The organism is Paenibacillus naphthalenovorans (assembly GCF_900099895.1).
In the GTDB taxonomy this organism is placed as follows: Bacteria; Bacillota; Bacilli; order Paenibacillales; family NBRC-103111; genus Paenibacillus_G; species Paenibacillus_G naphthalenovorans.
Genome location: NZ_FNDY01000010.1, coordinates 92,030 through 117,396, shown reverse-complemented (window position 1 = coordinate 117,396; position 25,367 = coordinate 92,030). Strand labels below are relative to the sequence as shown.

Below are 25,367 nucleotides of genomic sequence, written 5' to 3'. Positions count from 1 at the left end.
TTTTGTTAATCTTGCCCGGGTTCGTTTCCATCGACAAATAAGATGTGGTACGATAAAGAAAGAAAACTAATGCAATCGGGAGGAACCCATTACCACATGAACAAACAGCTCGCCATCATCATGGTGCTGCTGATGACGATTTTTATCGGCTTCGGTATCATCATTCCTGTACTTCCCAACGCCGTGACGGGATCGGGAGCGGAGAATTTTCATTTGGGTATGCTGCTTTCGGTTTACTCATTGGCGTCTTTCCTGATGTCCCCGGTATGGGGAGGGCTGTCCGACCGGGTCGGCCGGCGTCCGCTCATCATGATCGGCGCACTCGGATTCAGTATCAGCTTCTTGCTTTTTGGACTTGCATTGGAAAGCCTTTGGCTTATGTACGTTTCCCGCATATTGGGAGGATTGTTTTCCGGAGCGGCCACCGCTTGCGCCGTCGCTTACGTTGCCGATGTCACATCGGACGAGGACCGGACCAAAGGCATGGGTCTTGTAGGCATGTCGATCGGTTTGGGCTTTATTTTCGGACCTGCGCTCGGAGGCATACTTAGTCAATGGGGGATTCAAGTACCGTTCTTCGCTGCCGCCGCGCTGGCTTTGGGCACCTTCGTGTTCGCCTACTTCAAGCTGCCGGAATCGTTGACGGAGGAAAAGCGCAGCAAACCGCAGGAAGCCAGGGCTTCCCGTTGGAGCGCGTTTGTAGGATCGCTCAAATATTTGTATATCCTATCGTTTTTCGTATCATTCTCGCTCGCGGGACTGGAAGCGACGTTGCTTTTGTTCCAGAGAGATCAGATCGGCGCGACGCCGGCACAGCTGGGGATTATGTTTGCGGTCAGCGGCATTGTCGGAGCCTTGATTCAAGGCGGTGTCGTACGGCGTCTCATCAAAAAAGGACAGGAGGCCCGTGTGGTCGGAATCGGCCTTGTGCTTTCGGCGCTAGGTTTCGTACTCATTTTATTCTCGTCGAACCTGCTTACGGCTTCGATCTATTTGAGCGTCTTTGCCGCGGGGAACGCGCTGATCCGCCCGTGCGTCACTTCGCTCATTACACAGAAGACCCCGGTCGGGCAGGGCGTAGCGTCCGGCTTAAGCTCGTCGATGGACAGCCTGGGACGCATCTCGGGCCCGCTGTTGGGAGCGGGAATCTATGATTACAGCAACACTTTGCCGTTCCTTACCGGAGCTCTGCTGTCTGTAGGGGCGCTCTATTTGCTGTACCGCTTCATCGTGTTGGACCGAAACGGCACCCGGGCATCCGCCCAACCGCTTTAACCGACCCAATAAGCCGCCGCATCGAATGTTTCGCAGCGGCGGCTTATTTTTTTCGCGTACGGAGTAGTGAAGAGGATAAGATGCAAATCAGCCATGAAATACATAAAAAGACGGGGAGAACCCCGTCTTTTTATGATGGATTACACGTTATTCTGTCTTTTTGTCGCCGACAGCATGCTTGCGATCAACCATTTTCTCGATCCACGGCGTCATCTCGTCCTTGATTTTGCCGATCAGCTGCTCCTTGGTTATGCCCTTGCTCTGAGCGATCTCCGCCAACGATTTGCCGGCTTTAAGCTGCGCCTTTAACTCGTCCTCGGAAATGCCGAGAATGCCGGCCAGCTTGTCCTTGGCAGGCAATATCATATGATGCTTGCCGCCGTGCATTCGAAACTTTCCTTCGCCATTCAGCTTATGGTTCACCATAAATTTCAGGTGTTCTCCCATTTTTTGTTTCAGCTTCTCCGCTTTTTCCGCGGTTAGCTTGCCGGAAGCAAGGGCCTCATCGATTTTTTTCGTCCGTTCGGCCTGAAGCTTGGCGATCAGGTCGGCTTCGCTGATCTTTTTCTCCGCTGCAAGCTGCGCCAGCGTCTTGTCCTTCAGCGACTGCTTCAGCGTCTCCTTGTCCATACCGAGAATGGCCGCGGCTTCCTCAAAGATCGGCATCGATTTACTATGTATGCCGCGTGCTTGACCGCCTTTGTTAGCCCATTTTTTATCTTCCGCCGGTTTGTCGGTACTGCCCTGCGATTGGACGGCCGCATCGGGAGTCTCCGCCCGAACGGATTGCTTTGTGCCATAGAGCGCTCCCCCGCAGAGTACCAAGGCAAGCGTCAGGGAGGAGACGATCATTTTTTTGGCGTAAGTCTGCTTCATAGCTACATACCCTCCTTAAGTAGGTTTCGGTTTTCACCAGCTATAGGATATGCAAACAAGGTTAACCTTAGTTTAAAGCAAGCTTAGGCGGAAATTAATTTTGAATGCCTAGGGATAAATGATATAAGGGCAGCAGTTGATCAAAGGTTTCGTTGGCGAGCGCTGTGAACTTCTCCCCGTCTTGCAAAACAGGGTCGTTCTTCATGATATTGCGCCCGATCAGCAGCTCTGCCTTTTTCACGTCGCGAAACCGTTCAAGCCCTTGCTTCCATTGGGCCTCGTCCAGATCGGACAGCTTCAGCGCATCTTTTTTCATGTGATCGAACGAAAGCAGCATATCCGCCGGCAAACGCCGTTTGATATCGGAGGCCTGCTTCAGAAACTTCCCGGCAATCTCCCCTTTGTTCGGAAGCTCGTATATGAATGCAAGCCAGATGAAAACCCGGTCGTCGAACAGGCCGATCTGAAAATGCGGATGCTGCTTATAGCCGCGTTTATTATTGGCTACAGCCATCCATGTGTCTACCGGCGGATTCACTTTCCTGCGGGCATGCTTTGCAATATGAAGGAACATCTCCAGTCCCGAACGGACGGAAAGAGATGGTAACAGATCATCGCCGAGCGCTTGAAATTTGGGCTGGATGCGGGTTTGAATAGCTTTCATTCTTTCTTCCAGCCCGTCAATCGTAAACGTATCGAAATCCTCCTGGTGAAACCCCTTGAACGTGGTCATGCCGTTTCCCTCCATGCTTCCTTTTTCTCCAAACAATATATCATAATCGAGGGCAGAAGGCCACGAAACGACAGCAGGAATCGACGGTTATCGCCATTTGTATGAAGCAATGGATGGTATAATGCAACGAGGATGTATTGTAAATATTTCAAAATACATGAAAGCATAGAAGTGGGCGAGGACTTATGGGGCTTTTTATTGTGATTGTTTTAGTCATTGGTTTTGCAGGTATGATTAGTAACCAATATTCCATGTTGAGAAGAATGGAACGGATGGAAGAGGTTCTACGCGAGATAAACGATAAGTTGAAAAAATAGAGTTTTCTTAACCTTTCCCCTCAGTTCAATAAATTGCTCCGTCATTCAAACACATTTGTGAGCAGAAATGATTTACAAGAAAGGGGAATTTGCAGTTTAATGAAGAAGAAGACCTTAGCATATGAACTTGGGAGGAAAAGATCATGAACATTGACTTGACAGGGAAAATCGCTTTGGTTACAGGTTCTAATGTGGGGATTGGCCGCGCTATTGCCATTGCATTAGCCGAAAGCGGTGCGAAGGTAGGTGTCAATTGCTTGCGCAGCGTGGACCAGGGAGAAGAAACGGTGGCAGCCATACGCGCCGCCGGAGGAGAAGCGGTGCTGGTTCAGGCGGATGTGACCGATCTGGCGCAAATCGACCGCTTAGTAAGCGAGGTCGAACGGGCGTTTGGAGGATCGATTGACATATTGGTGAATAACGCAGGCCACTTGGTGCAGCGCGTGGACAATGCCGGGATGACCGAAGAGATTTACGAGAAAATCATGAACGTAAATCTGAAAAGTACAGTATTCATGTGTAAACGGGTTCTTGCCGGCATGAAAGCGAAGGGAGCGGGACGGATCATCAACATGACATCCATTGCCGCGCATAACGGCGGCGGACCGGGGGCAAGCCTGTATGCGGCCAGCAAAGCAGCGATCATGGCCTATTCCAAAGGCTTGGCAAAAGAAGTGGCTTTCAGCGGAATTACGGTCAATAATGTATCTCCCGGGTTTATCGGAAATACGAGGTTTCATGATACCTTTACCACGGATGAAGCGCGTAAGGCTACAGTGGCCGGAATTCCGCTAAAGCGTGAAGGGACGCCTGAGGATGTCGCCGGCGCCGTACTGTATCTCGTTTCGGACTTGGCTTCCTATGTGACGGGAGAGACGATCGAAATCAACGGCGGGCTGCTTATGAGATGATGTAATGTGAGGCAGGTCCCTTTGCCGCCGAGCGCGGAATGAAGCGAAAGCGTATTCACATATGGCGCAAAAAAATAACGGAGCCGCGCAGCTCCGTTTTTCATTTTATTTTACTTGCCCTGCTTTACTTCATCCAATAAAGAGAGGTCGAGGAATTGGCTCAAGTCGAGCTCTTCTTTCTTAACATCCTTAATGTAGCCGGCATTGATGGAGACGGATGCCATTTCTTCAATCGCTTCCTTGCTCACATCTGTCGTCAGGTTCAGGTGGGAGAGCGCCGCCTTGATCAGGTTTACGTCCATCCCTTTGCCGCTGAGCTCCTTCAACCGGTTATTGATCAGCTCATACGATTTGTCGGGATTGTTCTTTATAAATTCAATCGCTTCAGCGTTGGCCTTGACCGCTTGCTTCGCCATTTCCCGGTTTTCTTTCAGGAATTTATCGCTCGCGACGAGAATGGTGAGCGGATAGTTCCCGTTGTTCGGTGGAATTTGGTCCCAAGGCACAATGACCTTGCCGATGCCTTCCTGTTCCATTTGCGTTCCCCACGGCTCAGGAATCAGCGTAGCTTCAATTTCCTTTTGGCGCATGGCGATGAGCGTGTCTGCCGGAGCCCGGGCGATAATTTGCACGCCGGATGTATCCGTCGTTACTTTCAAGCCGTTCTGCTCGAGCAAAAGACGCAGCGAAATTTCGTTCGTACTGCCCTTGGTCGGAATGGCCACAGTCTTGCCGACCAAATCCTTCACGCTGTTGATACCGGAATCTTTACCTGCTACAAGTACTGCGCCTCCGTTGTTGGAACCGGAGATGACGCGGAAATTTTTACTTTTGATATACTGGTTTGTTGCAGGACCCGGGCCTACGAAGCCGAGATCGATTTGATCCGTTGCCAATGCGGTGGAGAAGTCGGAACCGTTGTCGAAAGCCTGAACCTCGATTTTGACGTTATCTCCCCAGTACTTTTGGAACAACCCCTGCTCCAGGGCGATATAGCCCGGGGCATGCGTCACGTTCTTGAAAATGCCGAGACGAACCGTCTTGGCCGCGGCAGCGTCGTTTCCGGCATTATTCGGCGCTTCTGTTTTACCGCCGCATGCCGTTAGTGCCAGCACGCCGGACAGCGCTAATGCGAGTAGTGCGGATTTTTTTTTCATCTGTAAACCCTCTCCTTTTTGGTTGTGTGACCGGATCGATAAGATCCTTATTTTTTGGTGCTGATCAGGCCATAACGGACCAGCAGCTTATCCTCCAGACGCTTGAAGCAGAAATGGTCGGATATCGTACCCAGCACAGCGATGATAATGACGATGCAAAGCATCAGCGCCGTATCCGCCAGATTGCGTCCGTCCTGAAGCAGTTGGCCAAGCCCCACGCCTTTGGCGATCAATTCGCCGGCAACCAGCGCCCGCCAGGCAAACGCCCAGGCAACGCGCACACCAGTCATCATATGGGGGAAAGCGGCGGGGACCATCACCTGATAGAACATCCGCAGTCCATTCCCGGTGCCCATCGTTTGCGCTGCCTTAATATAAAGGGTCGGAATGTTCTTGATCCCGGTCCGGCTCGCCATGGCCATGGTCCAGGTCGCCCCGAGCGTGGTGATAAAGATTACGGCAAAATCGCTCATGCCAAACCAGATAATCGCAAACGGGAGCCAGGCGATGCTCGGAATCGTCTGCAGCGCAACGACCAGAAAGCCGATCGTATCGTCAATAAGACGATAGCGCGCGAACAAAAAGCCGAGCACCGTGCCGACCACGATCGCCAGAATAAAGGCCATCAGAAGTCTCTTCAAACTTTGATAGGTAGCCTCCAGCAGCTGTCCGTGAACCAGCCCGTCATAGAATGCCTGGAAGGTCTGAAGCACGGAAGGGAACTTCCAGCCCCAGTCGAAAATTCTATATCCCGCTTCCCATGCTATCAGCAGAAGAATCAGAAAGAGGCTTCTTCTTAATGCTGTACTCATCGCCCATCTCCTCCTTTACCACTTTTTCAAGTTCATCGGCCAACGCTTCCATAACGCTGGCTTCTACGTGGTGCAAGACGGAATCGGAGTAATCCCGGGGACGAGCCGCCCTCACGGCGAACTCTTTCTTAATCGTGCCCGGTCGGGTCGACATGACGAGCACACGGTCCGAGAGGACAACCGCTTCCCGGATATTATGCGTAATAAACAGAATGGTCTTGCGCGTGCGCATCCAGATTTCTTCTAATTCTTTATGCAAAATCAGTCGGGTCTGCTCGTCCAGCGCCGCGAAAGGCTCGTCCATCAATAAAATTTCAGGGTCCATAGCCAGCGCGCGGGCTATGGCCGCCCGCTGCTTCATACCTCCGGAGAGCTCATGGGGATAACGGTCGGCAAACTTGCTGAGGTGTACCGCTTTAATCTGCTCCATTGCCAAAGCTTCGCGTTCTTTTTTTCCTATGCCTTTTTGTTTTAAACCGAAGGCTACGTTATCGAGAACCGTCAGCCATGGAAACAGCGCATGTTCCTGAAACACAACGACGCGGTCGGGCCCCGGCGTACTGCACGGTTTTCCATTCACGGTAATCGTCCCTTGCTCGGCTTGCTCCAGTCCGGCAACGAGATTCAACAAGGTCGATTTGCCGCAGCCGGAAGGTCCGAGCAGCGAAACGAATTCGCCTTTGTTGATCGTGAGCGATACATTGTCTATGGCCGTAAAGGTGCCTCCCGTGCGCTGATGAAACGTTTTGCTGACGTTTTTGATTTCAATCAACGTGGTCACTCTCCTTGATATGCGAACAATCATACCAACTAATTTTATAGGAATTAAAAGTCTTGTCAACACCATTTTTTGCAGGATTTCGACAGAAATATGTCGTATTGTATATAAGTATGTCCATTATTTTCCTTATGAATAGAAAGGTTTGAATGACGATGAATCGGATTAAACGCGTTTTTTGGATGGCAGCTTTAATGGGGAGCACTTTTACCGCAGGGGTATATGCAGAGGATGTGCTGCAGAAGGTAGAGGCTTATTTGCGTCCGGATTTCCGGTTGGTGCTGGACGGCAAGCCTGTTCAATTGTCGGGCCCGCCGCTGATTTATGAAGACAAAAGCTATTTGCCTTTAGCTGAACTGGGACGCCTGATGGGGGCCAACGTCTTGTGGAGGGGCGAGACCAAAACGATTTATATTAACAGCCGGATCAACCCGGAGCAGAAGGTGGAGGAGCGGAATCCGAACTATGAATCCATCGAGCTCTATAATCCGTATTCCATCACACTGAAATATCTCGGGGCGGAATACCCGATGCTGATTACATACAACAACAGTTCGACCAACTATGCCCCGTATTACCGGGAGTCGGACGTCAAGCGAATGGGTATAGACACCAACGGTCTGAATAAGGCCAAGGAGCGCTTGACAGGCGCATTATTCATCAGTGAGAGCGAATTGAATAAAAGGCTGCGTGAGACCCCTGAACAGGTGTATTCCGCCGACTACGAATCGTATGTCATCAATGGGGAGCTTCATCCCGAGAAGCTGAAAATGCTGCGGAGCCATGTTAAAAACACCCTTGTCGCGAATTACGACAACATATATATGTATAGAAAGCCAATCATTATCGATAAAGTAACAGGCGAAGAGGATATGTACGATTATTACTATCTGGAAACGGTACGCGCGCAGGATGGCTACGTTTTCGAACGCTATTGGAAAGACCGGCTTAAGGTGAATAAAAACTCCGATTGGCTGAATACGAGCTATACAGTGAATATTTACTCGAAGACGGATCTGGAGGACGAAGCGATCAAGCGGGAGAATCCTTAAGTTTCCCGAGACTCCCGATGAAGCGTTACCGCTTGCCGTCTATACAACCCGGTATATAGCGTTGTACCGCAATAGGATAAATTCAACACGTTCTCGCTCAGGAAACAACTCCTGGGCGATGTTTTGTTTTACAAGCCTTCCGCTGTTTATCGGCCTCAGTTTCTCCTTCCTCTTGTTTCCCTGTGCCAGGCCATTCAAAAAATTAGGTTCGAATTTCGTAAAAAAAGACAATAATCCAAGTTGCTAAAACATATGATTCATAATAAGATAGAACTAAGAAACAGAAAAATCAGAAAATTCTATCAAAGATATTGCAGGTTGGATCCGCTACTCGTCGTTATCATAGACAATGTCTGACCCAGCAATGTTCAACGCAACCGATGAAACTTTGTTCTTGCTATTCTACCTGAGGAGGGATTGCCGTGAGTAAAAGTCATGAAGTGGAATATTGCAACCTTGAGTTACGATTTGATCGTCGGCTAATCCGTAACTTCATCAAAACACTTATACAAGAAGGTTATTCCTTGTATTGGAATGAAAGTGATCAGCAATTTATCGTTTCCATCCGGACCGGCCGCAAGCTGGTAAAATTAAAATTCCAAAGGATAGGAGAAAGGTACAAGATTGTTGGCAACTACTCCTTTAAGGATGAGAAGCTCGCGGAGCTCATGGAGAAAATGATCGGGGATACACGAGGTCATGCTGTCGTCAAACGCTTTAAAGACCGGCAAATCCTGATCGAAAACATCATGTTCGGCCAAATCATTCGGATGGTGGAAATCTCGGGGGTGGAGCATAAAGTGTTATTCCAAAAAGAACCTGTCGTAACGGTGGAGGAAATGATGCAGGCGTTCCGTTCCAGACGTCCGGATGAACGTATCCCGGTGTTGAGGCTGGAGCTTGATTACGAACTGGCCGTTCTGCACGAAGCGCTGCAGAACGGAGACCGCGAAACCGCCGATGCATGTAAAGAAAGGTTGAAGGAGCTAAGGCATGAAATGCTACTGCTTGAAATGTGAATACGAAATGTGAAACGGCCTGTGTATCCGCATGGGCCGTTTCGTATGTCAGCCTGAATGAAGAATGCAGCGGAAAGGAACGGTAAAAAGAGGTCTGCGTGACGAAAGAAAGATGAATAAAAAGAGCATTGTTAACGTGTGCAATTCTGTGTTATGATTACAGCAAAGAGGTGGTTGGATTATGAGCAGCGTTACGATCAAGGATATCGCCAAGCTGGCTGGCGTATCGCACACAACCGTTTCCCGGGCGCTGAACGACAGTCCGCTGATTAATCCGGAAACGAAGGAACGGATCAAAGCGATTGCCGGAAGCCTGCAGTACACGCCCAATTACAGCGCCCGCAGTTTGGTGCTGGATCGTTCCTACAACCTGGGGCTGTTTTTTTCGACTCTGCGTACGGGTACTTCCGCAGGATTTTTGTACGAGGCGATCAAAGGCGTGAATGACGTCATTAAAGATGAATATAATTTGATCGTTCGCGGGATCGACGACTACAAAAGCTTTCATCAGGTGAACCGGAAAAGCTTCGACGGCATTATCGTGATGAGCCAAAGCGCAAGCGACCAGCCGTTCATTGAATATGCCGCGGAGAAAGGCATTCCGCTTATCGTATTGAACCGTGAAATCGAGGACGTCCAGGTCATGAATGTTGTGCCGGACGATCAAAGCGGAGCCTTTCGGATGACGGAGTATTTAATTCAACAGGGGCACCGCAGAATTGCCATTATTGAAGGCAAGGAAGGCTTCAAATCGACTCAATCCCGCCGCGACGGTTATCTTGAAGCGCTAAGGAAATATCATGTTGCGTTTTCAGAAGCCATGTCGGCGCAGGGAAATTATGATCTGGAAAGCGGCTATGCCGCGATGAACCGGCTGCTGGATCTGCCGGAGCGTCCCACAGCCGTATTTTGCTGCAATGACGATATGGCTCTCGGGGCCGTGAAAGCCATAACCGAACGCGGGCTCAAGGTGCCGGACGACCTTTCGGTCGTCGGTTTCGACGATCAACTGTTCTCCGCTTTCATGACGCCGGCTTTGACGACGATCAGAAGACCGATCGAAGAGATGAGCCGGGCGGGGGCGGCAAAATTGCTTGCGTTTATTGAAAGCAAGCAATTGGAGCATGAGACCGTCTACTTTCACACGGAGCTCGTCATCCGGGACTCTGTCAAAACCATCGCAGGAGGCTGACAAGAGCAATGAGCATATTAAGAGAACTGCTTCAAGATATCCCGATTCCGCAAGTAGTCAAGATCCGGCAAAAATTCAATGGAGACAAGCTGGAGAATCCGGTCGAAGAGTTGGTTAAAGAGCTTGGGAAGCCCGGGGCGATCGACCGAATCAAGCCGGGGCAGCAGGTCGCCGTCGCTGTGGGCAGCCGGGGCGTGGCTAATATCGCCGCGTTGACCAAAACGACGATAGATGCGATTAAACAGGCGGGAGCGCACCCGTTTATCGTTCCGTGCATGGGAAGCCACGGAGGAGCAACGGCTGAGGGGCAGAGGGAGGTGCTCCATCACCTTGGCATAACCGAGGAAGCGATGGGCGCGCCGATCCGTTCCTCCATGGAAGTGGTGAAGATCGATCAGCTTCCCAACGGTCTGCCGGTGTATGTGGACAAGTATGCTTCGGAAGCGGACGCGATTATCGTTATTAACCGTGTGAAACCGCACACCGCCTTCCGCGGGCCGATCGAAAGCGGAATTATGAAAATGATTTCCATCGGCCTCGGCAAACAGAAGGGGGCGGAAGCGTGCCATCAGCTCGGATTTAAATATATGGCGGAGAATGTGCCTGCCATGGCGCGCATTATGCTGGACAAACTGCCGATCGTATTCGGAATTGCGCTGGTTGAGAACGCCTATGACCAAACGTGTATCGTCGAGGTTCTGCCCGCGGAGCAAATCGAGGAGCGCGAGATCGAACTATTGAAGATCGCCAAAGCACGGCTGCCTAAAATTTTATTCGATCAAATCGATGTGCTGGTCATTGATTATATCGGAAAAAATATTAGCGGAGACGGCATGGACCCGAACGTGACCGGCCGCTATCCTACGCCTTATGCGCATGGCGGACCGGACGTATCCAAGATGGTTGTCCTCGATACGACGCCGGAGACCAAAGGCAATGCAAACGGGGTGGGAACGGCCGATTTTACAACCCAGCGCCTGGTGGATAAAATGGATCTGGCTGCCACGTATGCCAATGGCCTGACGTCTACCGTTTGTGCGCCGACCAAAATTGCGACGACGCTCGAAAACGATTTTTACGCCATCAAAGCCGCAATAAAAACATGCAACATTCTGGATTATACCAAATGCCGCTTGGTACGGATTCAAGACACGCTGCACCTCGGTGAAATCGAGATTTCCGTGAATTTGCTGGAAGAAGCAAGGCTTCATCCGGACATTGAGATTTTAACCGAACCATACGACTTGCCATTCAACAAGGAAGGGAACTTGATTTAAATGATTGGTTCGTCAGTACAAAAGCCTTATATCATTTCAGCGGATATCGGCACCACGAGCACCAAAACGCTTGTGATCGACCGGAGCGGCAGAGTGCTTGCTTCTCATTCCGTGGAATATCCTTTGTTTACGCCTGCGCCTGATATGGCCGAGCAGGATCCGGATGAAATCTTCCAAGCGGTGCTGACCGCTGTTCGTACGGTGGTACGCAAAGCCGCCGTTCTGCCGGGGCAGGTGCTGTGTGTATCGTTCAGCTCGGCGATGCACAGTCTGATGGCGGTGGATAAGGAACTGCGGCCGCTGACACGCTGCATCACTTGGGCGGATAACCGCAGTGCAGCTTACGTGAAGGTGCTGAAAGAAGAGTTAAATGGACTTGATATTTACCGGAATACGGGAACGCCGATTCATCCGATGTCCCCGCTGCTTAAGCTGATGTGGTTCCGCGACCATCGGCCCGACCTGTTCGATCAGGCCTACAAATTTATCGGAATTAAAGAATATGTATTTGCCAGGCTGTTCGGTAAGCTGGTCATCGATTATTCCATAGCCAGCGCTACGGGGTTGTTCAATCTGCGCAGGCTGGAATGGGACGAAGGAGCGCTCGCGGCCTGCGGCGTTCGACGCGAACAGCTGTCTGACCCGGTACCCACGACCTGCATCCTGCAGGGCATGAACGCGAATGCTGCCGCTTCGATGGGGCTCGCGGAAGATACTCCATTTGTAGTGGGGGCTTCCGACGGCGTTCTGGCGAACCTCGGCGTAGGAGCCCTGGACCAGGGAGTGTATGCCGTGACTATAGGGACAAGCGGCGCTGTGAGAGGCGTCGTGCGCGAGCCGGTGACAGATCCGCAAGGCCGGTTGTTCTGCTATGCCTTAAAGGAGGATTTCTGGGTCGTCGGAGGGGCGATCAACAACGGTGGCATCATGTTCCGCTGGGTGCGAGACCAGTTAGCCACGGCGGAAGCGGAAGAAGGCCGGCGCCGCGGAATGGATCCGTATGATTACTTAACGGCGCTGGCGCGCGAAGTATCTGCGGGCTCGGACGGATTGATCTTTCTTCCGCTGCTGTCCGGAGAACGCGCGCCTTATTGGAACGCGAATGCTCGCGGCGTCTTTTTCGGATTATCCTTGTATCATCAGAAGAAACACATGATTCGCGCCGTGCTCGAAGGCGTCATGTACCGGATCCATTCGGTCGTGAAGGCTCTTGAGGAGCTGGGCGGTCCGACCAGGGAAGTGCGCGCCTCGGGAGGGTTTGCAAGATCGCCTTTCTGGCTGCAGATGATGGCCGATGTGCTTGGCACGGACGTCGCCGTACCGAATACCATTGAGAGTTCCGGTCTCGGGGCGGCCCAGTTAGGCATGCTGGCGCTTGGAGAGATCGCAGACTTCTCCAGCGTGCATGATTGGATGCATGTGGAACAGTCGCTTCAGGCCAGTGAGCGGAACCACGAAATATATCGACAGTTGACAAAAATTTATAATCGTGTGTACCATCAGTTGAAGGACGAGTTTGATGCCATCGCCGCTTTCCAATTGACGCACACGCAATCCTAAGGGGGCTTTTCGACCATGAGCATGAATTTATTCGATCTTACGGGAAAAACAGCCGTCATCATCGGCGGCAACAGTACTTTGGGCGGCGCCATGGCAGTCGGCTTGGGCGGACACGGCGCGGATGTGGCGATTGTAGGACGCAACATGGAGAAATCCGAAGAGGTGGCCAAGCGTGTGGAGGAGGCGGGAGGTAAAGCGCGATGCTTCTCTGCCGACGCGACCAACGCAGACGATCTGAGGCGGGTATTGTCGGAGGTTCTGGCTTGGACGGGCCGCTGCGACGTGCTGATGAACTGTCCCGGAATGAACAGCCCGACGCCGTTCTTTGAGCTGCAGATGGACGAATGGGATGCGATCATGGATGTAAATCTGAAAAGCGTGGTGTTGGCTTGTCAAATTTTTGGGAAGCATATGGTTGATAAAGGCGAGGGAGGCAGCATCATCAATATTTCCTCCGTTTCCTCCGAGCCTCCGCTCTCCCGCGTATTCACTTATTCCGCTTCCAAAGCGGCGGTCAACAACGTGACGCAGTTTTTGGCGCGCGAATTTGCGCCGGCGCGAGTGCGCGTGAACGCTATTATTCCAGGCTTCTTCCCGGCTGAGCAGAACCGTAAGATCCTGTCGCCCGACCGGGTTGATGCGATCATGAGGCACACGCCGATGAACCGGTTCGGCGAAGCGGAGGAGCTTCAGGGGGCTGCCGTGTATTTGGCCTCGGAGAAGGCGTCCGGCTTTGTTACGGGAGCCCTTCTTCGGGTGGACGGGGGCTTCGGGGCGATGACGATCTAGAGAGAGCTGCTTTTCTTTTTGAAATCGTCAGCAATTCAATAAGGATAAGGAAGGAAGAGAGAGACTTATGTCGAAACAACAGGTTGGCGTAATCGGACTTGCTGTCATGGGCAAGAATTTGGCTTTGAATATCGAAAGCAGAGGATTCAGCGTTTCCGTATACAACCGTTCCCGCGAAAAAACCGATGCGCTGTTGTCCGAATCGCCGGGCAAGCGATTGGTCGGTACATACAGCATTGAGGAATTCGTCGCTTCGCTTGAGAAACCGCGTAAAATCTTGATCATGGTCCAAGCCGGAAAGGCGACCGACGATACGATTAATCAGTTGATTCCCCATCTTGAGCAGGGGGATATTATCATCGACGGCGGCAACGCGTTCTTCCCGGACACGCAGCGCCGTAATAAAGAATTGCAGGCGCACGGCCTCCGTTTTATCGGTACCGGCGTATCGGGTGGCGAAGAAGGCGCTTTGAAAGGACCGGCGATTATGCCAGGAGGACAGAAGGATGCCTACGAGTTGGTGGCTCCGATTCTGACAGCCATTTCCGCTAAAGTAAACGGCGACCCTTGCTGCACATACATTGGTCCGGACGGCGCTGGCCACTACGTCAAAATGGTGCATAACGGAATTGAGTATGGAGATATGCAGTTGATTTGCGAAGCTTATCAGCTGCTGAAGGACGTCCTGGGCGTTAATACTCGGGAGCTTCATGAAATATTCGCCGACTGGAACAAAGGCGAATTGGACAGCTATCTGATTGAGATTACGGCGGATATTTTCACCAAATATGATCAGGAAACGGGCAAACCGATGGTTGATGTCATTCTCGACTCGGCCGGCCAAAAGGGAACAGGCAAATGGACCAGCCAAAGCGCACTTGATCTCGGCGTGCCGCTTTCCATCATCACCGAGTCGGTATTTTCCCGCTTCCTTTCCGCCATGAAAGAAGAACGGGTGGCCGCAAGCAAGGTGCTTAACGGTCCGAAGCTGGCAGTATTCGAAGGCGACCGCAAGGAATTTATCGAAGCCGTGCGCAAAGCGCTGTATGCGAGCAAAATTTGCTCCTACGCACAGGGCTTCGCTCAAATGAGAGCCGCAAGCGAAGAATACGGATGGGATCTGCAATACGGCAACATCGCCATGATTTTCCGCGGCGGCTGCATTATCCGCGCCCGATTCCTGCAAAACATCAAGGATGCGTATGACCGCAATCCGGAACTTAAAAACCTTCTGCTTGACGAGTACTTCAAGGGGATCGTGGAAAACTATCAGGAAGCATGGAGAACCGTGGTGGCGACCGCCATTAGCCGCGGCATTCCGGTGCCAGCCTTCGCTTCCGCGCTGGCCTATTACGACAGCTATCGGACGGAGCGTCTGCCTGCTAATCTGCTGCAAGCGCAGCGGGACTATTTTGGAGCTCATACGTTCAAGCGCGTGGACAAAGAAGGAACCTTCCATTACCAATGGATGGAAAACTAAGCCTTCTCATCATTTAGAGCGGCCTGCCTGAGCGAACGGGTTCTGGCCGGATGCAATCCGTAAGAGGCCTCGGCCAGCCAAAGCTTCAGCCGGTCGGCATCCTGATCGAATCCGTTGCGCCGTTGAATCAGCATCAGGGCGATTTCAGCAAAATAGCGAAAGTTTTGAAGCAGTCGTGGCTGGGAAAGATCTTTTAAATTCGGATCTTCCTCGGCCACCTTTTTTTTAATGAATTCGAGCATCCAGACAATGTCTTCCTTGCAAAGGGGCGTGGAAGAATCTAAGATTTGCTGGAGCTTCAGATCTGTTGCCAAGGGTGCGGGAACCTTCGGGTTCGAGAGGGCATCGGGTACCATAATAAAGGATCTCCTTTCGCAGCTATACAGCATTATCAGCTTGACTGTTTAAGCTGGGATTTATTCACATCCATCATATGTGTTCACTAAACTTTCTATTCACGTTGGGACAAGCTGTGATATGATAGGGTAAGTTTAAAGACTTTAGCCAGAGGTGCAGCATGGAAATGAACCGCAATATTGTACTGGTCGGTTTGATGGGATCGGGCAAATCGACAGTAGGACAAGCGCTGTCCGCCAAGTTGGGCTGGACCTATGTCGACACGGATTCAGAGATCGTAAGAAGCCAAGGCATGAGCATCAGCGACATGTTTGCCAAGTTGGGAGAAGAGGCGTTTCGGAAGGCGGAAAGCGAAATCATAGGGAATGTGCTGAAGCGAAGCGAGCAGGTTGTCTCTACGGGCGGCGGAGCGGTACTGCTTGAACTGAACCGCCTTGCCATGAAAGAGAACGGGTTTGTCGTTGCTCTCTTTGCCTCGGTAGAGACTATTATCGAGCGCGTTAAAGGGGATCAAAGCCGCCCGCTTCTTCAAGGTCATCTGGAGGAACGGGTAAAACACATTGCGAAAAGCAGGGAACATGCTTACGACTTTGCGGATTTGAAGGTGGATACGGATGGCTTACCGGTAGACCGCATCGTCGAGATCATATGCAGCAGAATAGGAAACGCTTAGAGCGTTTCCCATTCCAGCATCCCGCCGGTCATGTTTTTGAGTCCTTTGAAGCCTTGCGCTTCCAGGTATTCATAGGCTCTGCCGCTTCGGTTGCCGCTGCGGCAGACGAGAATCGTTTCTCCATCCTGCGGAATTTCCGCAAGCCGTTCGGGAATTTGCATGAGGGGAATCGACTTCGCGCCCGGAATCATCCCGAGAGCGATTTCTTCCGGTTCGCGGACATCAAGAATAAAAAGCTTCTCGCCGCTCTCGATTCGCTGTTTGACTTCTGCTGGAGTGATCGTCTGCATGGAATAGTCCTCCTTATGGGGATAGCCTTATGGCGAATGAATTCATCATAACGATTTCATCATAATGAAAAAATAGAAGCTGTGTCAAACCTATTCATGCCGCACACCAGGAGGGATATAGAGATGACAGCAGTATACATAGGTCTGGCGGGTGTGGCCGGAGCCTTGGCCCGCTACGGGATGTCTCTTGCTTTAAACCATGGGAACTCACATTTCCCTTGGGGGACCCTGCTGTGCAATCTTGCCGGTTGTTTGCTGCTGGGCCGATTCGCTTATTCTGTGAGACTGGGCCGGTATCCCCGGATCAGAGCTGCCGTGACGACGGGATTTATCGGATCGTTCACGACGTTTTCCGCCCTAAGCTGGGAGTTTTTTGAATTGCTTGGGCACGGACAGTATGCAAGCACCGCGGTTTACTTTTTGATCAGCTTATGGGGCGGGCTGTTGTGCGTTCATCTTGGCCGACGTTCCCATGTCCTGTTTGCGAAAAGGGGTTCTGCCGAGTGATGTCGAATACATTGCTGTATATGGTTTTGGTGGCCGCTGGAGGCTTCGGGGGAGCGATCAGCCGATATTGGATGAGCGGGAGGATCGCCAAGCGGTTTCCCGGCCCGATTCCTTACGGTACGCTTTCAGTTAATGTCCTGGGAGCCTTTTTGCTCGGCTGGCTATGGGGCCATGGGGCGGATACCCGGATGATGGCTCTGCTCGGAAGCGGATTTCTCGGGGCTTTCACCACATTTTCCACTTTCAAGCTGGAGTCTTGGGACCTGATGGCGCAAGGCCGCAAGCGTTCCGCCTGGATATATATGGGACTCACTTATACGGCGGGGATAGCCTTTGTTTATTTAGGATACATCATATAAGGAGAGATACTTACGATGAGAGCAATTGTTAAACCAACGCCGCGCCTGGAAGGAACGATCAATGCGCTGTCTTCCAAAAATTACACGACTCGCTATTTGCTGATCGGCGCACTGGCGGATGGAACGAGCACCGTGTACTACCCGGCTCACAGCGAGGACAGCGATGCGATGCGCCGATGCATCCGTGATCTGGGAGCGGTGATTGAAGAGGACGATGAGAAAATGACGATTCGCGGCTTCGGCCGCAATCCTAAACATGTGAAAGAGCTGAACGTTGGCAATGCGGGGGCTGTGCTGCGATTTTTGATGTCCGTGGCCGCTTTTTGCCCCGAAGTGACCTTTGTGAATACCTATCCGGACTCACTCGGAAAAAGACCTCATGACGACTTGATCGACGCTCTGCAGCAAATGGGTGTCCAGGTGGAGCATCGGGACGGCAAGCTTCCGATTACGATCCGCGGCGGGCAGCCGCGCGGCGGCAAGATCACGGTTTCCGGCAACGTCAGCTCGCAATTTTTAAGCTCGCTTTTGTTCATGACGCCGCTTTTGGAGGAAGACAGTGAAATTACGGTGCTTCATGACTTGAAATCCAAGGTCATTGTAGGGCAGACACTCGAAGTGATTGCGCAAGCGGGCATCCGGATCGAAGCTTCCGACGATCTGATGCATTACAAAATTCCCGGAAGACAGCAATATCTGCCGCAAAAGTATGTAGTACAAGGCGATTATCCGGGATCGGCTGCGATACTGGCTGCAGCCAGTGTTACAAATTCGGATGTCTCGGTACTTCGCCTTTCCAAGGACAGCAAGCAGGGAGAGCGAGCCGTGGTGGACGTGCTGCGGGCGATGGGCGTGAACTTGACTCACGAGAACGATGTCGTTCGCGTACGCGGCAGCCAAAAGCTGAAGGCCGGTGAGTTTGACGGCGATCATTTTACCGATGCCGTTCTGGCCATGGTGGCGGCATCCCTGTTTGCGGAAGGCACTTCCCGTTTTTACAATGTCGAGAATCTTCGCTATAAGGAATGCGACCGTATTACCGACTTCGTAACCGAGCTGCGCAAGGCGGGCGCGGATGTGGAAGAAAGACAAAGCGAAATCATTGTCCACGGTCGTCCGCAAGGCATTGCCGGCGGCGTGGAAATCAACGCGCATTACGATCACCGCGTCATTATGGCGCTGACGGTTGCAGGATTGCGTTCGGATAAGGGTCTTGTCATTAACGATGCGCATCATGTAGCCAAGTCGTACCCGCAATATTTTGAACATCTCCTCTCTCTGGGTGCGAACATCGAGCTCGTACAGGAATAAAAAAGCCAGGATGAATAATCCGTTTGCGGCCAGGCGGTGTTTAAATGATGACCATCTTGTGGAAAGGTATTCAAGTTACGTTAGGTCTCTTTCTGATTGCGGGACTGCTGTTCGCCAGCGGCGTTTTTGCCGTCCTGTTATACGGCAAAATCACCGGACAGGCATGGTTGAATGAACCCGTTTTAAGCGGACCCGTTGTCCATGCGGACCAATCGGCGCAGGGAACTCCGACCCCTAACGGGAATAACGCCGATGCTGCAGTAGAGAAGCCGGCAGAACCCAGACCCAAAAGCGTCGTGCTGGACGCGCCCGTTGTCCGCCAGCTTCCGGAGCTCCCTTCCGGCTGCGAGGTCACAAGCCTGACGATGCTGCTTCAGTATTACGGCGTGAACAAATCGAAGATGGAGCTTGCCAAAGAGATGAAGCGGGATGCAACTCCGATCCGTTACAACAAGGACGGCTCTATCGCTTATTGGGGCAACCCGAACCTGGGTTTTGTCGGAGAGGTGACGGGCGCGGGCAAAGGCTTCAGCATTTATCATACGGCATTGTTCGACCTGCTGAAGGCGTATGTGCCCACGGCTGTCGATATGACGCGGGAGCCGTTCTCTAAGCTTGAAGATCAATTGATTCAAGGCATTCCCTCTGTGGTGTGGACGACCATCGATTATAAAGTGCCGAGCAAATGGGTCGTATGGGATACGCCGATCGGACCGTTTCAATCCACCTTCATGGTGCATGCCGTATTGCTTGTGGGCTTTGACGAGGAGTATGTGTATGTGAATGATCCCCTGTCGGGAAAAGGCAAGCACAAGATTGAAAAAACACAATTTTTGGCAACCTGGGAAGCGATGGGGAGCCAGGCGCTCAGCTATACAAAATAATATGTGATAAGGAGTGAGCAGGATGCCGTTTCAAAATCCGTCTCGCGAGGCCATTAAAGAAATATTGGTGAATGCAAAGAATATTGCTGTGGTTGGCTTGTCCGACAAGCCCGACAGGGAGTCTTATATGGTGTCGGAGGCCATGCAAAAGAAGGGCTACCGCATCATTCCGGTCAATCCGATGGTCAACGGTACGATTCTGGGTGAAGCTTGCTACAAATCGCTGGCGGATATCCCGGAACCGGTCGATATCGTCAACGTCTTCCGGAGAAGCGAACAAACGGTTCCGGTGGCTGAGGAAGCGGTACGTATCGGAGCTAAGGTGTTGTGGCTGCAGTTGGGCATTTACAATGAAGAAGCGGCGGATATTGCCAAAGCCGGGGGGCTTGAAGTGATTATGGACCGCTGCATCAAGGTAGAGGATTCCATTTTGCTGCCTGGAGGGAAGTAAGTTGTTTCGGGAAAACCTGCAAAATCGTTTAGCTGTTTATTTGGTTATGGGGCTTGACGCTTATGAGGGAAGAACCGCCCTTGAAACGGCGAAGGCTGCTTTGGAAGGCGGCATTACGATGCTGCAGCTCAGAGAGAAGAAAGCGCCGTTATCCCGGGTTCTGAAGGAGGCCCGGCCGATCCGGGAATTATGCCGGGAGTTCGGCGTTCCCTTTATTGTTAATGATAGGGTAGACGTTGCCTTACTGCTTGAAGCCGACGGCGTTCATGTAGGCCAGGACGATCTTCCCGGCTCGGAGGCGCGCAGGCTGATGGGCAAGGACGCCATCGTCGGGATCTCCGCAGGGACGATGGAAGAAGTGGAATGGGCAGTGCAGAACGGGGCGGATTATCTGGGTGTCGGGGCCATCTACTCCACACTGACCAAAGGCGATGCAGGCGAGCCGATCGGCACCCGGCTTCTCGGCCAAATCAAGCAGCGCTGGAGCCGCATTCCCATGGTTGGCATAGGGGGAATCGGACACGGACAAGCCGCCCCCGTTGTAGCGGCCGGTGCGGACGGCGTAGCCGTCGTATCCGCCATTGTTCATAGCCGGGATCCGCGTCTTGCCGCCGAACGGCTGAAGCTGGAAGTGCTTGGCGCACGCTGACGATTGAAAAAAAGATCCGGCAAGGTTATAAAAAAAATCCTCCTTGAAGAAAATAAGAAAGGCTTTCGGAATAGAACGGACGAATGTGCGCCGGAACCGGAAGACTTCTTAATCTCATTCAAGGAGGATTTTCATGTATAATCAACAGGGCTTCCAAAACAATGTTCAAAATCAGGCAGGAGCTCATTACGGTTCCCAGTACCGCGGGTATGAAACCAAATACCAACCGGTGGGCTATGTTCAATCCCAGTATAACCAATCCTTGAACCAAGGAACGAACAATCAGTGGAATTCGTCTTTCGGTTCTAATCAAAACGCCGGATCTTACCACACCGCCAACTACCGCGGGAATCAAGCGGGTCATGATGCTTACCTGCGTTCGGATTCCAGCCAGCCGTCCCAAAGCCAATACAGCGGGTTTGCCAGTCAATCGAGCCAATTCGGCAGCCAGTACAACGCGGGAATAAGCCAACAATTCGGCGTTTCCAACCAACAACAATACGGACAATACCAGAACCCGCAGTCTTATCATACGGCGAACTACCGCGGGAATCAAGCGGGTCATGATGCTTACCTGCGTTCGGATTCCAGCCAGCCGTCCCAAAGCCAATACAGCGGGTTTGCCGGTCAATCGAGCCAATTCGGCAGCCAGTACAACGCGGGAATAAGCCAACAATTCGGCGTTTCCAACCAACAACAACAATACGGACAATATCAAAACCCGCAGTCTTATCACACGGCGAACTACCGTGGAGACCAACAAGGCCATGACGCCTATTTGCGCTCGGACTCCACACAGCCGTCTCAAAGTCAATTCGGGGTGAATGTCAGCAGCATCAACAGATATCAAGTCTGATTTATCGGGATTGGTTAAAAGGGACGGATATTCATTTCCGTCTCTTTTTTTCTTGCGGAGGCTTCATTTCATTGTTTGACAAAAAAGTGTCCAAGCCTTACGATCTTAATATGAAAGGGGGAGCGGCTTGCTTTGAATTGGATGGGAAACCTGCAGCAGCTTGGCCGATCTTTGATGCTGCCCACGATAACGCTTCCCGTTGCAGCCATTTTGCTGCGTCTCGGTTCGCTGCCTTGGGAACAAATGCAATTGCCCCAAATCGGGGAAATTTTAACGATGGCCGGGACGACGATCTTTACTTATTTGCCGCTGATTTTTGCCGTGGGCGTTGCGCTCGGCCTGACGGAGAGCGCGGGCATAGCGGGAATGTCGGCCTTAATTGGGCATTATATGTTCAGTGAATCGCTGAAGCATTTTTTGGGCGAATCGTTCCAGCTTGGAGTTCCGGGCGGGATTCTGATCGGTTTGCTGGCGGCGGTAATTTATCATCGGGTGAAGCATATTCAGCTTCCCGAATATATACAATTTTTCGGTGGCCCGCGGATGGTGCCGCTGCTTATGGGTCTGGCCATTTTTATTCTGATCGTGGTCATGATTCATATAGGTCCTGCTTTGGAATCGGGCATGCAAGCGCTGACGAATGTCATCTTGGGTCTGGGCGGATTCGGGACCTTCTTGTATGGAATCATTCACAGGCTGTTGGTGCCTTCAGGTCTTCATCACGTGTTTAATAATTTTTTCTGGTTCCAGCTAGGGGCTTACGACGCTAACGGTCAGCCGGTGTTCGGAGACCTGCCCCGTTTTTTTGCCGGCGATCCCGAAGCAGGGTTCTATATGGCCGGGTTATATCCGATCATGATGTTTGCGCTCCCGGCCATTGCGCTGGCCATTATCCATGAAGCGCGCGAAGACTTGAAGCCGAAAGTTCGCGCCACATTTTTAACCGCGGCGTTTGCCTGTTTTTTAACCGGTGTGACGGAGCCGATCGAGTTCGCCTTTTTATTCGTGGCGCCGTATCTTTTTATTGTGCATGCCATTCTCTCCGGTTTTGCGATGTGGATTGCATTTGCTCTGGACATCCACCACGGGTTCTCCTACGCGGCAGGCGCGATCGACTTTTTAATCAACCTGCACCTGGCGAAAAACGGCTGGCTCCTCATCCCGATCGGTCTGGCATACGGAATGGTCTATTACGTCTTGTTTCGTTGGGCGATACGCCGATTCCGCATCCCTACACCCGGCCGCGAGGAAGGCTCGCAGCTGGAAGAGTGGGCAGGGGATATTCCTTATCGTTCCCCGCTGATTCTGCAGGCCCTGGGGGGAAAGAACAACATCAAGAACATTGAAGCCTGCATTACCCGCCTTCGTCTGACTCTCGTCAACGATCGTCTGATGGACACCGCGGCGCTTAAGCATCTGGGCGCAGCCGGAGTCATCCGGTTGGGCGGGGGGAACGTGCAGGTGGTTTTCGGCACCTATTCCGAGCTGATCCGTGAGGAAATCAATAAGGCGCTGCGCAGGGACATTAAGCAAGTCCTGTTCAACTCGCCCATGCAGGGCCGCATGATTCCGCTGGAAGAAGTGCCGGACAAAATTTTTGCCGGGAAGATCGTCGGCAACGGGGTAGCTTTTCTCCCTGAAAAGGGGGAACTCGTAGCTCCTGTGGGCGGTAAGATCATCCATGTATATCCGTCGCTTCATGCGATTGGTATCGAAACGGAACATGGTCTTCAGGTACTGCTGCATATCGGTATCGACACGTCTCATCTTCAGGGGAAATATTTCACCTGCTTCGTTAAAGAAGGAGACCAGGTGGAGCCTGGTCAGCTGCTGGTTCGGTTCAATTTGAACAGGGTGAAAAAGAACAGTAAATCGCTGGCGACGCCAATGCTGATCACCAACGTCGATAAGGTCAAGTCATGGAGCTTTGCGCCTTATAAAACGGTGAAAAAAGGCCAGGCGTCCGTTATGTCGGTCGTACTCAAGGATGCCGTCACAGAGGGAGGGAACGCTTTTGATTGAGGGAATCGGAGCATCATCCGGTATTGCCATGGGCAAAGCTTTTGTCATCCCGACATGGGAATGGGACTTTCCCGATAAGCTGATCGACGTTGCGGATTTGGCTTATGAATTCGAACGGTTATATGACGGGATCCATCATTCCAAGGTGGAGATCGAGCAGATCAAGCAAGAGTTCGTCAGTGTACTGGGCGAAGAGCAGACGCAAATTTTCGACGCTCACCTGGCGATCCTTGAAGACCCGATCTTTATGAGCGAAGTGCAAGGGATCATGCAGCGCCAGTATAAGGCTGCGGAGGTAGCGGTCAAGGAAGCGATTGATAAATTTGTCAACATGTTCGATCTGTTGGACGATCATTACATGAAGGAGCGGGCGCTGGATATTAAGGATGTCGGCAACCGACTGCTCAAGCATTTGCTCGGAGCGCTCGAAGAGACGCTCCCTCCTAAGGATCAGCCGTATATTCTGGTAGCTAAAGAATTAATTCCTTCCCAAATGGTTCATCTTGACGTCAATCAAACGATGGGGATTGTTACGATGATGGGGGGCAAAACCTCGCACGTGGCCATCATGGCCCGCGCCATGAGCGTGCCTTATGTGCTTGGGCTTGAGGGAAAGCTGCAAACGCCGATTCAAAACGGAGATTACCTTATCATCGACGGAGATGAAGGGATCGTTTACGTCAATCCGGAGGAAGAAATTATTCGGCAGTACGAAGCGCGAAGGGAATCTTGGAAGGCGATCCAGGAACAGCTGCAAAAATTGGCGCACCTGCCTTCCCAAACCGAAGACGGCTGGCAGATGAATCTTGCAGCCAACATCAGCTCGGTGAAGGAGCTGGATTTAGTGATCCGCAACGGGGCATCCGGCGTGGGTCTGTTCCGGACGGAATTTTTGTACATGGACCGGAGCACCTTCCCGCAAGAAGAGGAGCAGTTTGTTGTTTACCGTGAGGTCGCCGAGCGGCTTCAAGGGAAGCCGGTCGTGATCCGCACGCTCGACATCGGCGGCGACAAGCATTTGGATTATTTGGCATTGCCCGAAGAGGAGAATCCTTCGCTTGGATACCGCGCGATACGAGTGATGCTGGACCGGACCGATTTGTTCAAGACGCAGCTGCGTGCCATCCTCCGGGCCAGTCATTACGGCAGCGTCAAAATCATGTATCCGATGATCAGCAGCCTAGAAGAACTGCATCGGGCAAATGAATTGCTGGAAGAAGCCAAGCAGGAGTTGAGGGAAGCTAAAGTGCCCTTCAGCGAGGAGGTTGAGGTAGGCATTATGATTGAGCTGCCGGCATCGGTCATGATCTCCGACCTGCTGGCCCAAGAGGTTGATTTCTTCAGCATCGGTACGAACGATTTGGTACAGTACGTACTGGCTGTAGACCGGATGAATGAACAGGTGGCTCATCTGTACGATCCTTATCATCCTGCGGTGCTGCGTATGCTGAAGATGATCGTAGATAACGCCAAGCGGTTCAAAACGCATGTCAGCGTATGCGGCGAGCTCGCAGGGGATATACGCGCCCTGCCGATCTGGCTGTCGCTTGGAATTAAGGAATTAAGCATGTCGGTCCAAGCCATATTGAAGGTGAAAAACAGCTTGCTGCAAAGCAAATACAGCGATACCGAGGGCATATGGGACGAGTTGTCCAAATGTACGTCCAGCTCCGCTGTCATCAAGGTGCTCGGCCGCTATCTGGAGACTGATTTGGCGGAGGAAACCAAACCTCATTGGCCGGCAAGCGGCTGCTGTTAACCCGCTCGCCGTTGCAAGAGA

26 protein-coding genes are annotated in these 25,367 nt (G+C 51.9%); 19 read left to right on the top strand and 7 right to left on the bottom strand.

Going from position 1 to position 25,367, the window contains the following annotated elements:
• Positions 1-69 precede the first annotated feature (69 nt).
• Positions 70-1,275, top strand: coding sequence for an MFS transporter (locus BLT35_RS12445; RefSeq protein ID WP_254777554.1), 1,206 nt, complete (start codon positions 70-72; stop codon positions 1,273-1,275).
• 147 nt (positions 1,276-1,422) lie between these two features.
• On the opposite strand, the gene BLT35_RS12440 is transcribed toward BLT35_RS12445, so the two are convergent.
• Together BLT35_RS12440 and BLT35_RS12435 are read right to left on the bottom strand one after the other, a co-directional pair.
• Positions 1,423-2,151, bottom strand: a complete 729-nt coding sequence (locus tag BLT35_RS12440; protein ID WP_074728194.1) for a hypothetical protein — start codon at positions 2,149-2,151, stop codon at positions 1,423-1,425.
• 94 nt (positions 2,152-2,245) lie between these two features.
• Entirely contained in the window at positions 2,246-2,884 is a 639-nt protein-coding gene (locus BLT35_RS12435) for a DUF1054 domain-containing protein (protein ID WP_082660979.1), read from the bottom strand.
• Positions 2,885-3,344: 460 nt separating this feature from the next.
• Here BLT35_RS12435 and BLT35_RS12430 point away from each other — a divergent pair, with 460 nt between their 5' ends.
• Positions 3,345-4,112, top strand: a complete 768-nt coding sequence (locus BLT35_RS12430; protein WP_062407797.1) for an SDR family NAD(P)-dependent oxidoreductase — start codon at positions 3,345-3,347, stop codon at positions 4,110-4,112.
• A gap of 110 nt (positions 4,113-4,222) precedes the next feature.
• Here the strand turns inward: BLT35_RS12430 and BLT35_RS12425 are convergent, their stop codons facing one another.
• The 3 genes from BLT35_RS12425 to BLT35_RS12415 are packed head-to-tail and all read right to left on the bottom strand — an operon-like array spanning position 4,223 to position 6,853.
• Positions 4,223-5,269: an ABC transporter substrate-binding protein gene (locus tag BLT35_RS12425; RefSeq protein ID WP_054818059.1), complete on the bottom strand. Its 1,047-nt coding sequence runs from the start codon at positions 5,267-5,269 to the stop codon at positions 4,223-4,225.
• A gap of 47 nt (positions 5,270-5,316) precedes the next feature.
• Positions 5,317-6,081: an ABC transporter permease gene (locus BLT35_RS12420; RefSeq protein WP_217437343.1), complete on the bottom strand. Its 765-nt coding sequence runs from the start codon at positions 6,079-6,081 to the stop codon at positions 5,317-5,319.
• Positions 6,014-6,853 carry an ABC transporter ATP-binding protein gene (locus BLT35_RS12415; protein ID WP_062407799.1) on the bottom strand — a complete coding sequence of 280 codons (840 nt, stop codon included), beginning with the start codon at positions 6,851-6,853 and terminating at the stop codon, positions 6,014-6,016. Before BLT35_RS12415 ends, BLT35_RS12420 begins: the two co-directional genes overlap by 68 nt.
• Positions 6,854-7,041: 188 nt before the next feature.
• Between BLT35_RS12415 and BLT35_RS12410 the strand changes: the two genes are divergently transcribed.
• From BLT35_RS12410 to gnd, 7 genes are all read left to right on the top strand, one after another.
• Positions 7,042-7,911: a stalk domain-containing protein gene (locus tag BLT35_RS12410; protein ID WP_254777550.1), complete on the top strand. Its 870-nt coding sequence runs from the start codon at positions 7,042-7,044 to the stop codon at positions 7,909-7,911.
• Between the two features lie 422 nt (positions 7,912-8,333).
• On the top strand, positions 8,334-8,930 hold the full coding sequence (locus BLT35_RS12405) for a YkzI domain-containing protein (RefSeq protein ID WP_054818031.1): 597 nt from the start codon (positions 8,334-8,336) through the stop codon (positions 8,928-8,930).
• Between the two features lie 181 nt (positions 8,931-9,111).
• Positions 9,112-10,122 (top strand): LacI family DNA-binding transcriptional regulator, encoded by a 1,011-nt coding sequence (locus BLT35_RS12400; protein ID WP_054818032.1) that lies wholly within the window; start codon positions 9,112-9,114, stop codon positions 10,120-10,122.
• 8 nt (positions 10,123-10,130) lie between these two features.
• Complete coding sequence (locus BLT35_RS12395; protein ID WP_062407803.1) at positions 10,131-11,399, top strand: nickel pincer cofactor-dependent isomerase, group 22; 1,269 nt, start codon at positions 10,131-10,133, stop codon at positions 11,397-11,399.
• A complete protein-coding gene (gntK, locus tag BLT35_RS12390) occupies positions 11,400-12,959 on the top strand; it encodes a gluconokinase (protein ID WP_074728192.1) in 1,560 nt (519 codons plus the stop codon).
• A 21-nt stretch (positions 12,960-12,980) separates the two neighbouring features.
• Positions 12,981-13,748 carry an SDR family oxidoreductase gene (locus BLT35_RS12385; protein WP_171005874.1) on the top strand — a complete coding sequence of 256 codons (768 nt, stop codon included), beginning with the start codon at positions 12,981-12,983 and terminating at the stop codon, positions 13,746-13,748.
• Positions 13,749-13,815: 67 nt separating this feature from the next.
• Positions 13,816-15,228, top strand: coding sequence for an NADP-dependent phosphogluconate dehydrogenase (gene gnd / locus BLT35_RS12380; protein ID WP_062407809.1), 1,413 nt, complete (start codon positions 13,816-13,818; stop codon positions 15,226-15,228).
• On the opposite strand, the gene BLT35_RS12375 is transcribed toward gnd, so the two are convergent.
• Positions 15,225-15,584, bottom strand: coding sequence for a hypothetical protein (locus BLT35_RS12375; protein WP_062407812.1), 360 nt, complete (start codon positions 15,582-15,584; stop codon positions 15,225-15,227). The two genes, gnd and BLT35_RS12375, sit on opposite strands and share 4 nt — an antisense overlap.
• 167 nt (positions 15,585-15,751) lie before the next feature.
• Here BLT35_RS12375 and BLT35_RS12370 point away from each other — a divergent pair, with 167 nt between their 5' ends.
• Complete coding sequence (locus BLT35_RS12370; protein ID WP_062410871.1) at positions 15,752-16,258, top strand: shikimate kinase; 507 nt, start codon at positions 15,752-15,754, stop codon at positions 16,256-16,258.
• Here BLT35_RS12370 and BLT35_RS12365 read toward each other — a convergent pair.
• A complete protein-coding gene (locus tag BLT35_RS12365; RefSeq protein ID WP_054818034.1) occupies positions 16,255-16,548 on the bottom strand; it encodes a rhodanese-like domain-containing protein in 294 nt (97 codons plus the stop codon). The two genes, BLT35_RS12370 and BLT35_RS12365, sit on opposite strands and share 4 nt — an antisense overlap.
• Before the next feature lie 123 nt (positions 16,549-16,671).
• Here BLT35_RS12365 and BLT35_RS12360 point away from each other — a divergent pair, with 123 nt between their 5' ends.
• The 9 genes from BLT35_RS12360 to ptsP all read left to right on the top strand — a co-directional run bounded on the left by BLT35_RS12360 (position 16,672) and on the right by ptsP (position 25,346).
• Positions 16,672-17,055: a FluC/FEX family fluoride channel gene (locus tag BLT35_RS12360; RefSeq protein WP_062407814.1), complete on the top strand. Its 384-nt coding sequence runs from the start codon at positions 16,672-16,674 to the stop codon at positions 17,053-17,055.
• Positions 17,055-17,414, top strand: a complete 360-nt coding sequence (crcB, locus tag BLT35_RS12355; protein WP_074728190.1) for a fluoride efflux transporter CrcB — start codon at positions 17,055-17,057, stop codon at positions 17,412-17,414. The genes BLT35_RS12360 and crcB overlap by 1 nt, the downstream gene beginning before the upstream one ends.
• Positions 17,415-17,429: 15 nt before the next feature.
• Positions 17,430-18,725 (top strand): 3-phosphoshikimate 1-carboxyvinyltransferase, encoded by a 1,296-nt coding sequence (gene aroA, locus BLT35_RS12350; protein WP_074728188.1) that lies wholly within the window; start codon positions 17,430-17,432, stop codon positions 18,723-18,725.
• 47 nt (positions 18,726-18,772) lie between these two features.
• On the top strand, positions 18,773-19,609 hold the full coding sequence (locus BLT35_RS12345) for a C39 family peptidase (RefSeq protein WP_082660980.1): 837 nt from the start codon (positions 18,773-18,775) through the stop codon (positions 19,607-19,609).
• Between the two features lie 22 nt (positions 19,610-19,631).
• Positions 19,632-20,060, top strand: a complete 429-nt coding sequence (locus BLT35_RS12340; protein WP_062407818.1) for a CoA-binding protein — start codon at positions 19,632-19,634, stop codon at positions 20,058-20,060.
• A gap of 1 nt (position 20,061) precedes the next feature.
• The gene (gene thiE / locus BLT35_RS12335) at positions 20,062-20,709 is read left to right on the top strand and encodes a thiamine phosphate synthase (RefSeq protein WP_054818037.1); all 648 of its coding nucleotides are present in this window, start codon (positions 20,062-20,064) and stop codon (positions 20,707-20,709) included.
• A 133-nt stretch (positions 20,710-20,842) separates the two neighbouring features.
• On the top strand, positions 20,843-21,565 hold the full coding sequence (locus BLT35_RS12330; protein WP_062407820.1) for a hypothetical protein: 723 nt from the start codon (positions 20,843-20,845) through the stop codon (positions 21,563-21,565).
• A gap of 132 nt (positions 21,566-21,697) precedes the next feature.
• The gene (locus tag BLT35_RS12325; protein ID WP_062407822.1) at positions 21,698-23,587 is read left to right on the top strand and encodes a glucose PTS transporter subunit IIA; all 1,890 of its coding nucleotides are present in this window, start codon (positions 21,698-21,700) and stop codon (positions 23,585-23,587) included.
• Complete coding sequence (gene ptsP / locus BLT35_RS12320) at positions 23,580-25,346, top strand: phosphoenolpyruvate--protein phosphotransferase (protein WP_074728186.1); 1,767 nt, start codon at positions 23,580-23,582, stop codon at positions 25,344-25,346. Before BLT35_RS12325 ends, ptsP begins: the two co-directional genes overlap by 8 nt.
• Positions 25,347-25,367 lie beyond the last annotated feature (21 nt).

Excerpts from the sequence above, each read along its gene's own strand:
- BLT35_RS12395 (WP_062407803.1), top strand. The coding sequence starts at position 10,131 with ATGAGCATATTAAGAGAACTGCTTCAAGATATCCCGATTCCGCAAGTA.
- BLT35_RS12330 (WP_062407820.1), top strand. The coding sequence starts at position 20,843 with ATGTATAATCAACAGGGCTTCCAAAACAATGTTCAAAATCAGGCAGGA.
- BLT35_RS12445 (WP_254777554.1), top strand. The coding sequence starts at position 70 with ATGCAATCGGGAGGAACCCATTACCACATGAACAAACAGCTCGCCATC.
- BLT35_RS12360 (WP_062407814.1), top strand. The coding sequence starts at position 16,672 with ATGACAGCAGTATACATAGGTCTGGCGGGTGTGGCCGGAGCCTTGGCC.
- BLT35_RS12425 (WP_054818059.1), bottom strand. The coding sequence starts at position 5,269 with ATGAAAAAAAAATCCGCACTACTCGCATTAGCGCTGTCCGGCGTGCTG.
- BLT35_RS12340 (WP_062407818.1), top strand. The coding sequence starts at position 19,632 with ATGCCGTTTCAAAATCCGTCTCGCGAGGCCATTAAAGAAATATTGGTG.
- gnd (WP_062407809.1), top strand. The coding sequence starts at position 13,816 with ATGTCGAAACAACAGGTTGGCGTAATCGGACTTGCTGTCATGGGCAAG.
- BLT35_RS12370 (WP_062410871.1), top strand. The coding sequence starts at position 15,752 with ATGAACCGCAATATTGTACTGGTCGGTTTGATGGGATCGGGCAAATCG.
- BLT35_RS12400 (WP_054818032.1), top strand. The coding sequence starts at position 9,112 with ATGAGCAGCGTTACGATCAAGGATATCGCCAAGCTGGCTGGCGTATCG.
- BLT35_RS12345 (WP_082660980.1), top strand. The coding sequence starts at position 18,773 with ATGACCATCTTGTGGAAAGGTATTCAAGTTACGTTAGGTCTCTTTCTG.
- BLT35_RS12385 (WP_171005874.1), top strand. The coding sequence starts at position 12,981 with ATGAATTTATTCGATCTTACGGGAAAAACAGCCGTCATCATCGGCGGC.
- gntK (WP_074728192.1), top strand. The coding sequence starts at position 11,400 with ATGATTGGTTCGTCAGTACAAAAGCCTTATATCATTTCAGCGGATATC.
- crcB (WP_074728190.1), top strand. The coding sequence starts at position 17,055 with ATGTCGAATACATTGCTGTATATGGTTTTGGTGGCCGCTGGAGGCTTC.
- BLT35_RS12375 (WP_062407812.1), bottom strand. The coding sequence starts at position 15,584 with ATGGTACCCGATGCCCTCTCGAACCCGAAGGTTCCCGCACCCTTGGCA.
- BLT35_RS12435 (WP_082660979.1), bottom strand. The coding sequence starts at position 2,884 with ATGACCACGTTCAAGGGGTTTCACCAGGAGGATTTCGATACGTTTACG.
- BLT35_RS12440 (WP_074728194.1), bottom strand. The coding sequence starts at position 2,151 with ATGAAGCAGACTTACGCCAAAAAAATGATCGTCTCCTCCCTGACGCTT.
- BLT35_RS12430 (WP_062407797.1), top strand. The coding sequence starts at position 3,345 with ATGAACATTGACTTGACAGGGAAAATCGCTTTGGTTACAGGTTCTAAT.
- BLT35_RS12365 (WP_054818034.1), bottom strand. The coding sequence starts at position 16,548 with ATGCAGACGATCACTCCAGCAGAAGTCAAACAGCGAATCGAGAGCGGC.
- BLT35_RS12420 (WP_217437343.1), bottom strand. The coding sequence starts at position 6,081 with ATGAGTACAGCATTAAGAAGAAGCCTCTTTCTGATTCTTCTGCTGATA.
- aroA (WP_074728188.1), top strand. The coding sequence starts at position 17,430 with ATGAGAGCAATTGTTAAACCAACGCCGCGCCTGGAAGGAACGATCAAT.
- BLT35_RS12410 (WP_254777550.1), top strand. The coding sequence starts at position 7,042 with ATGGCAGCTTTAATGGGGAGCACTTTTACCGCAGGGGTATATGCAGAG.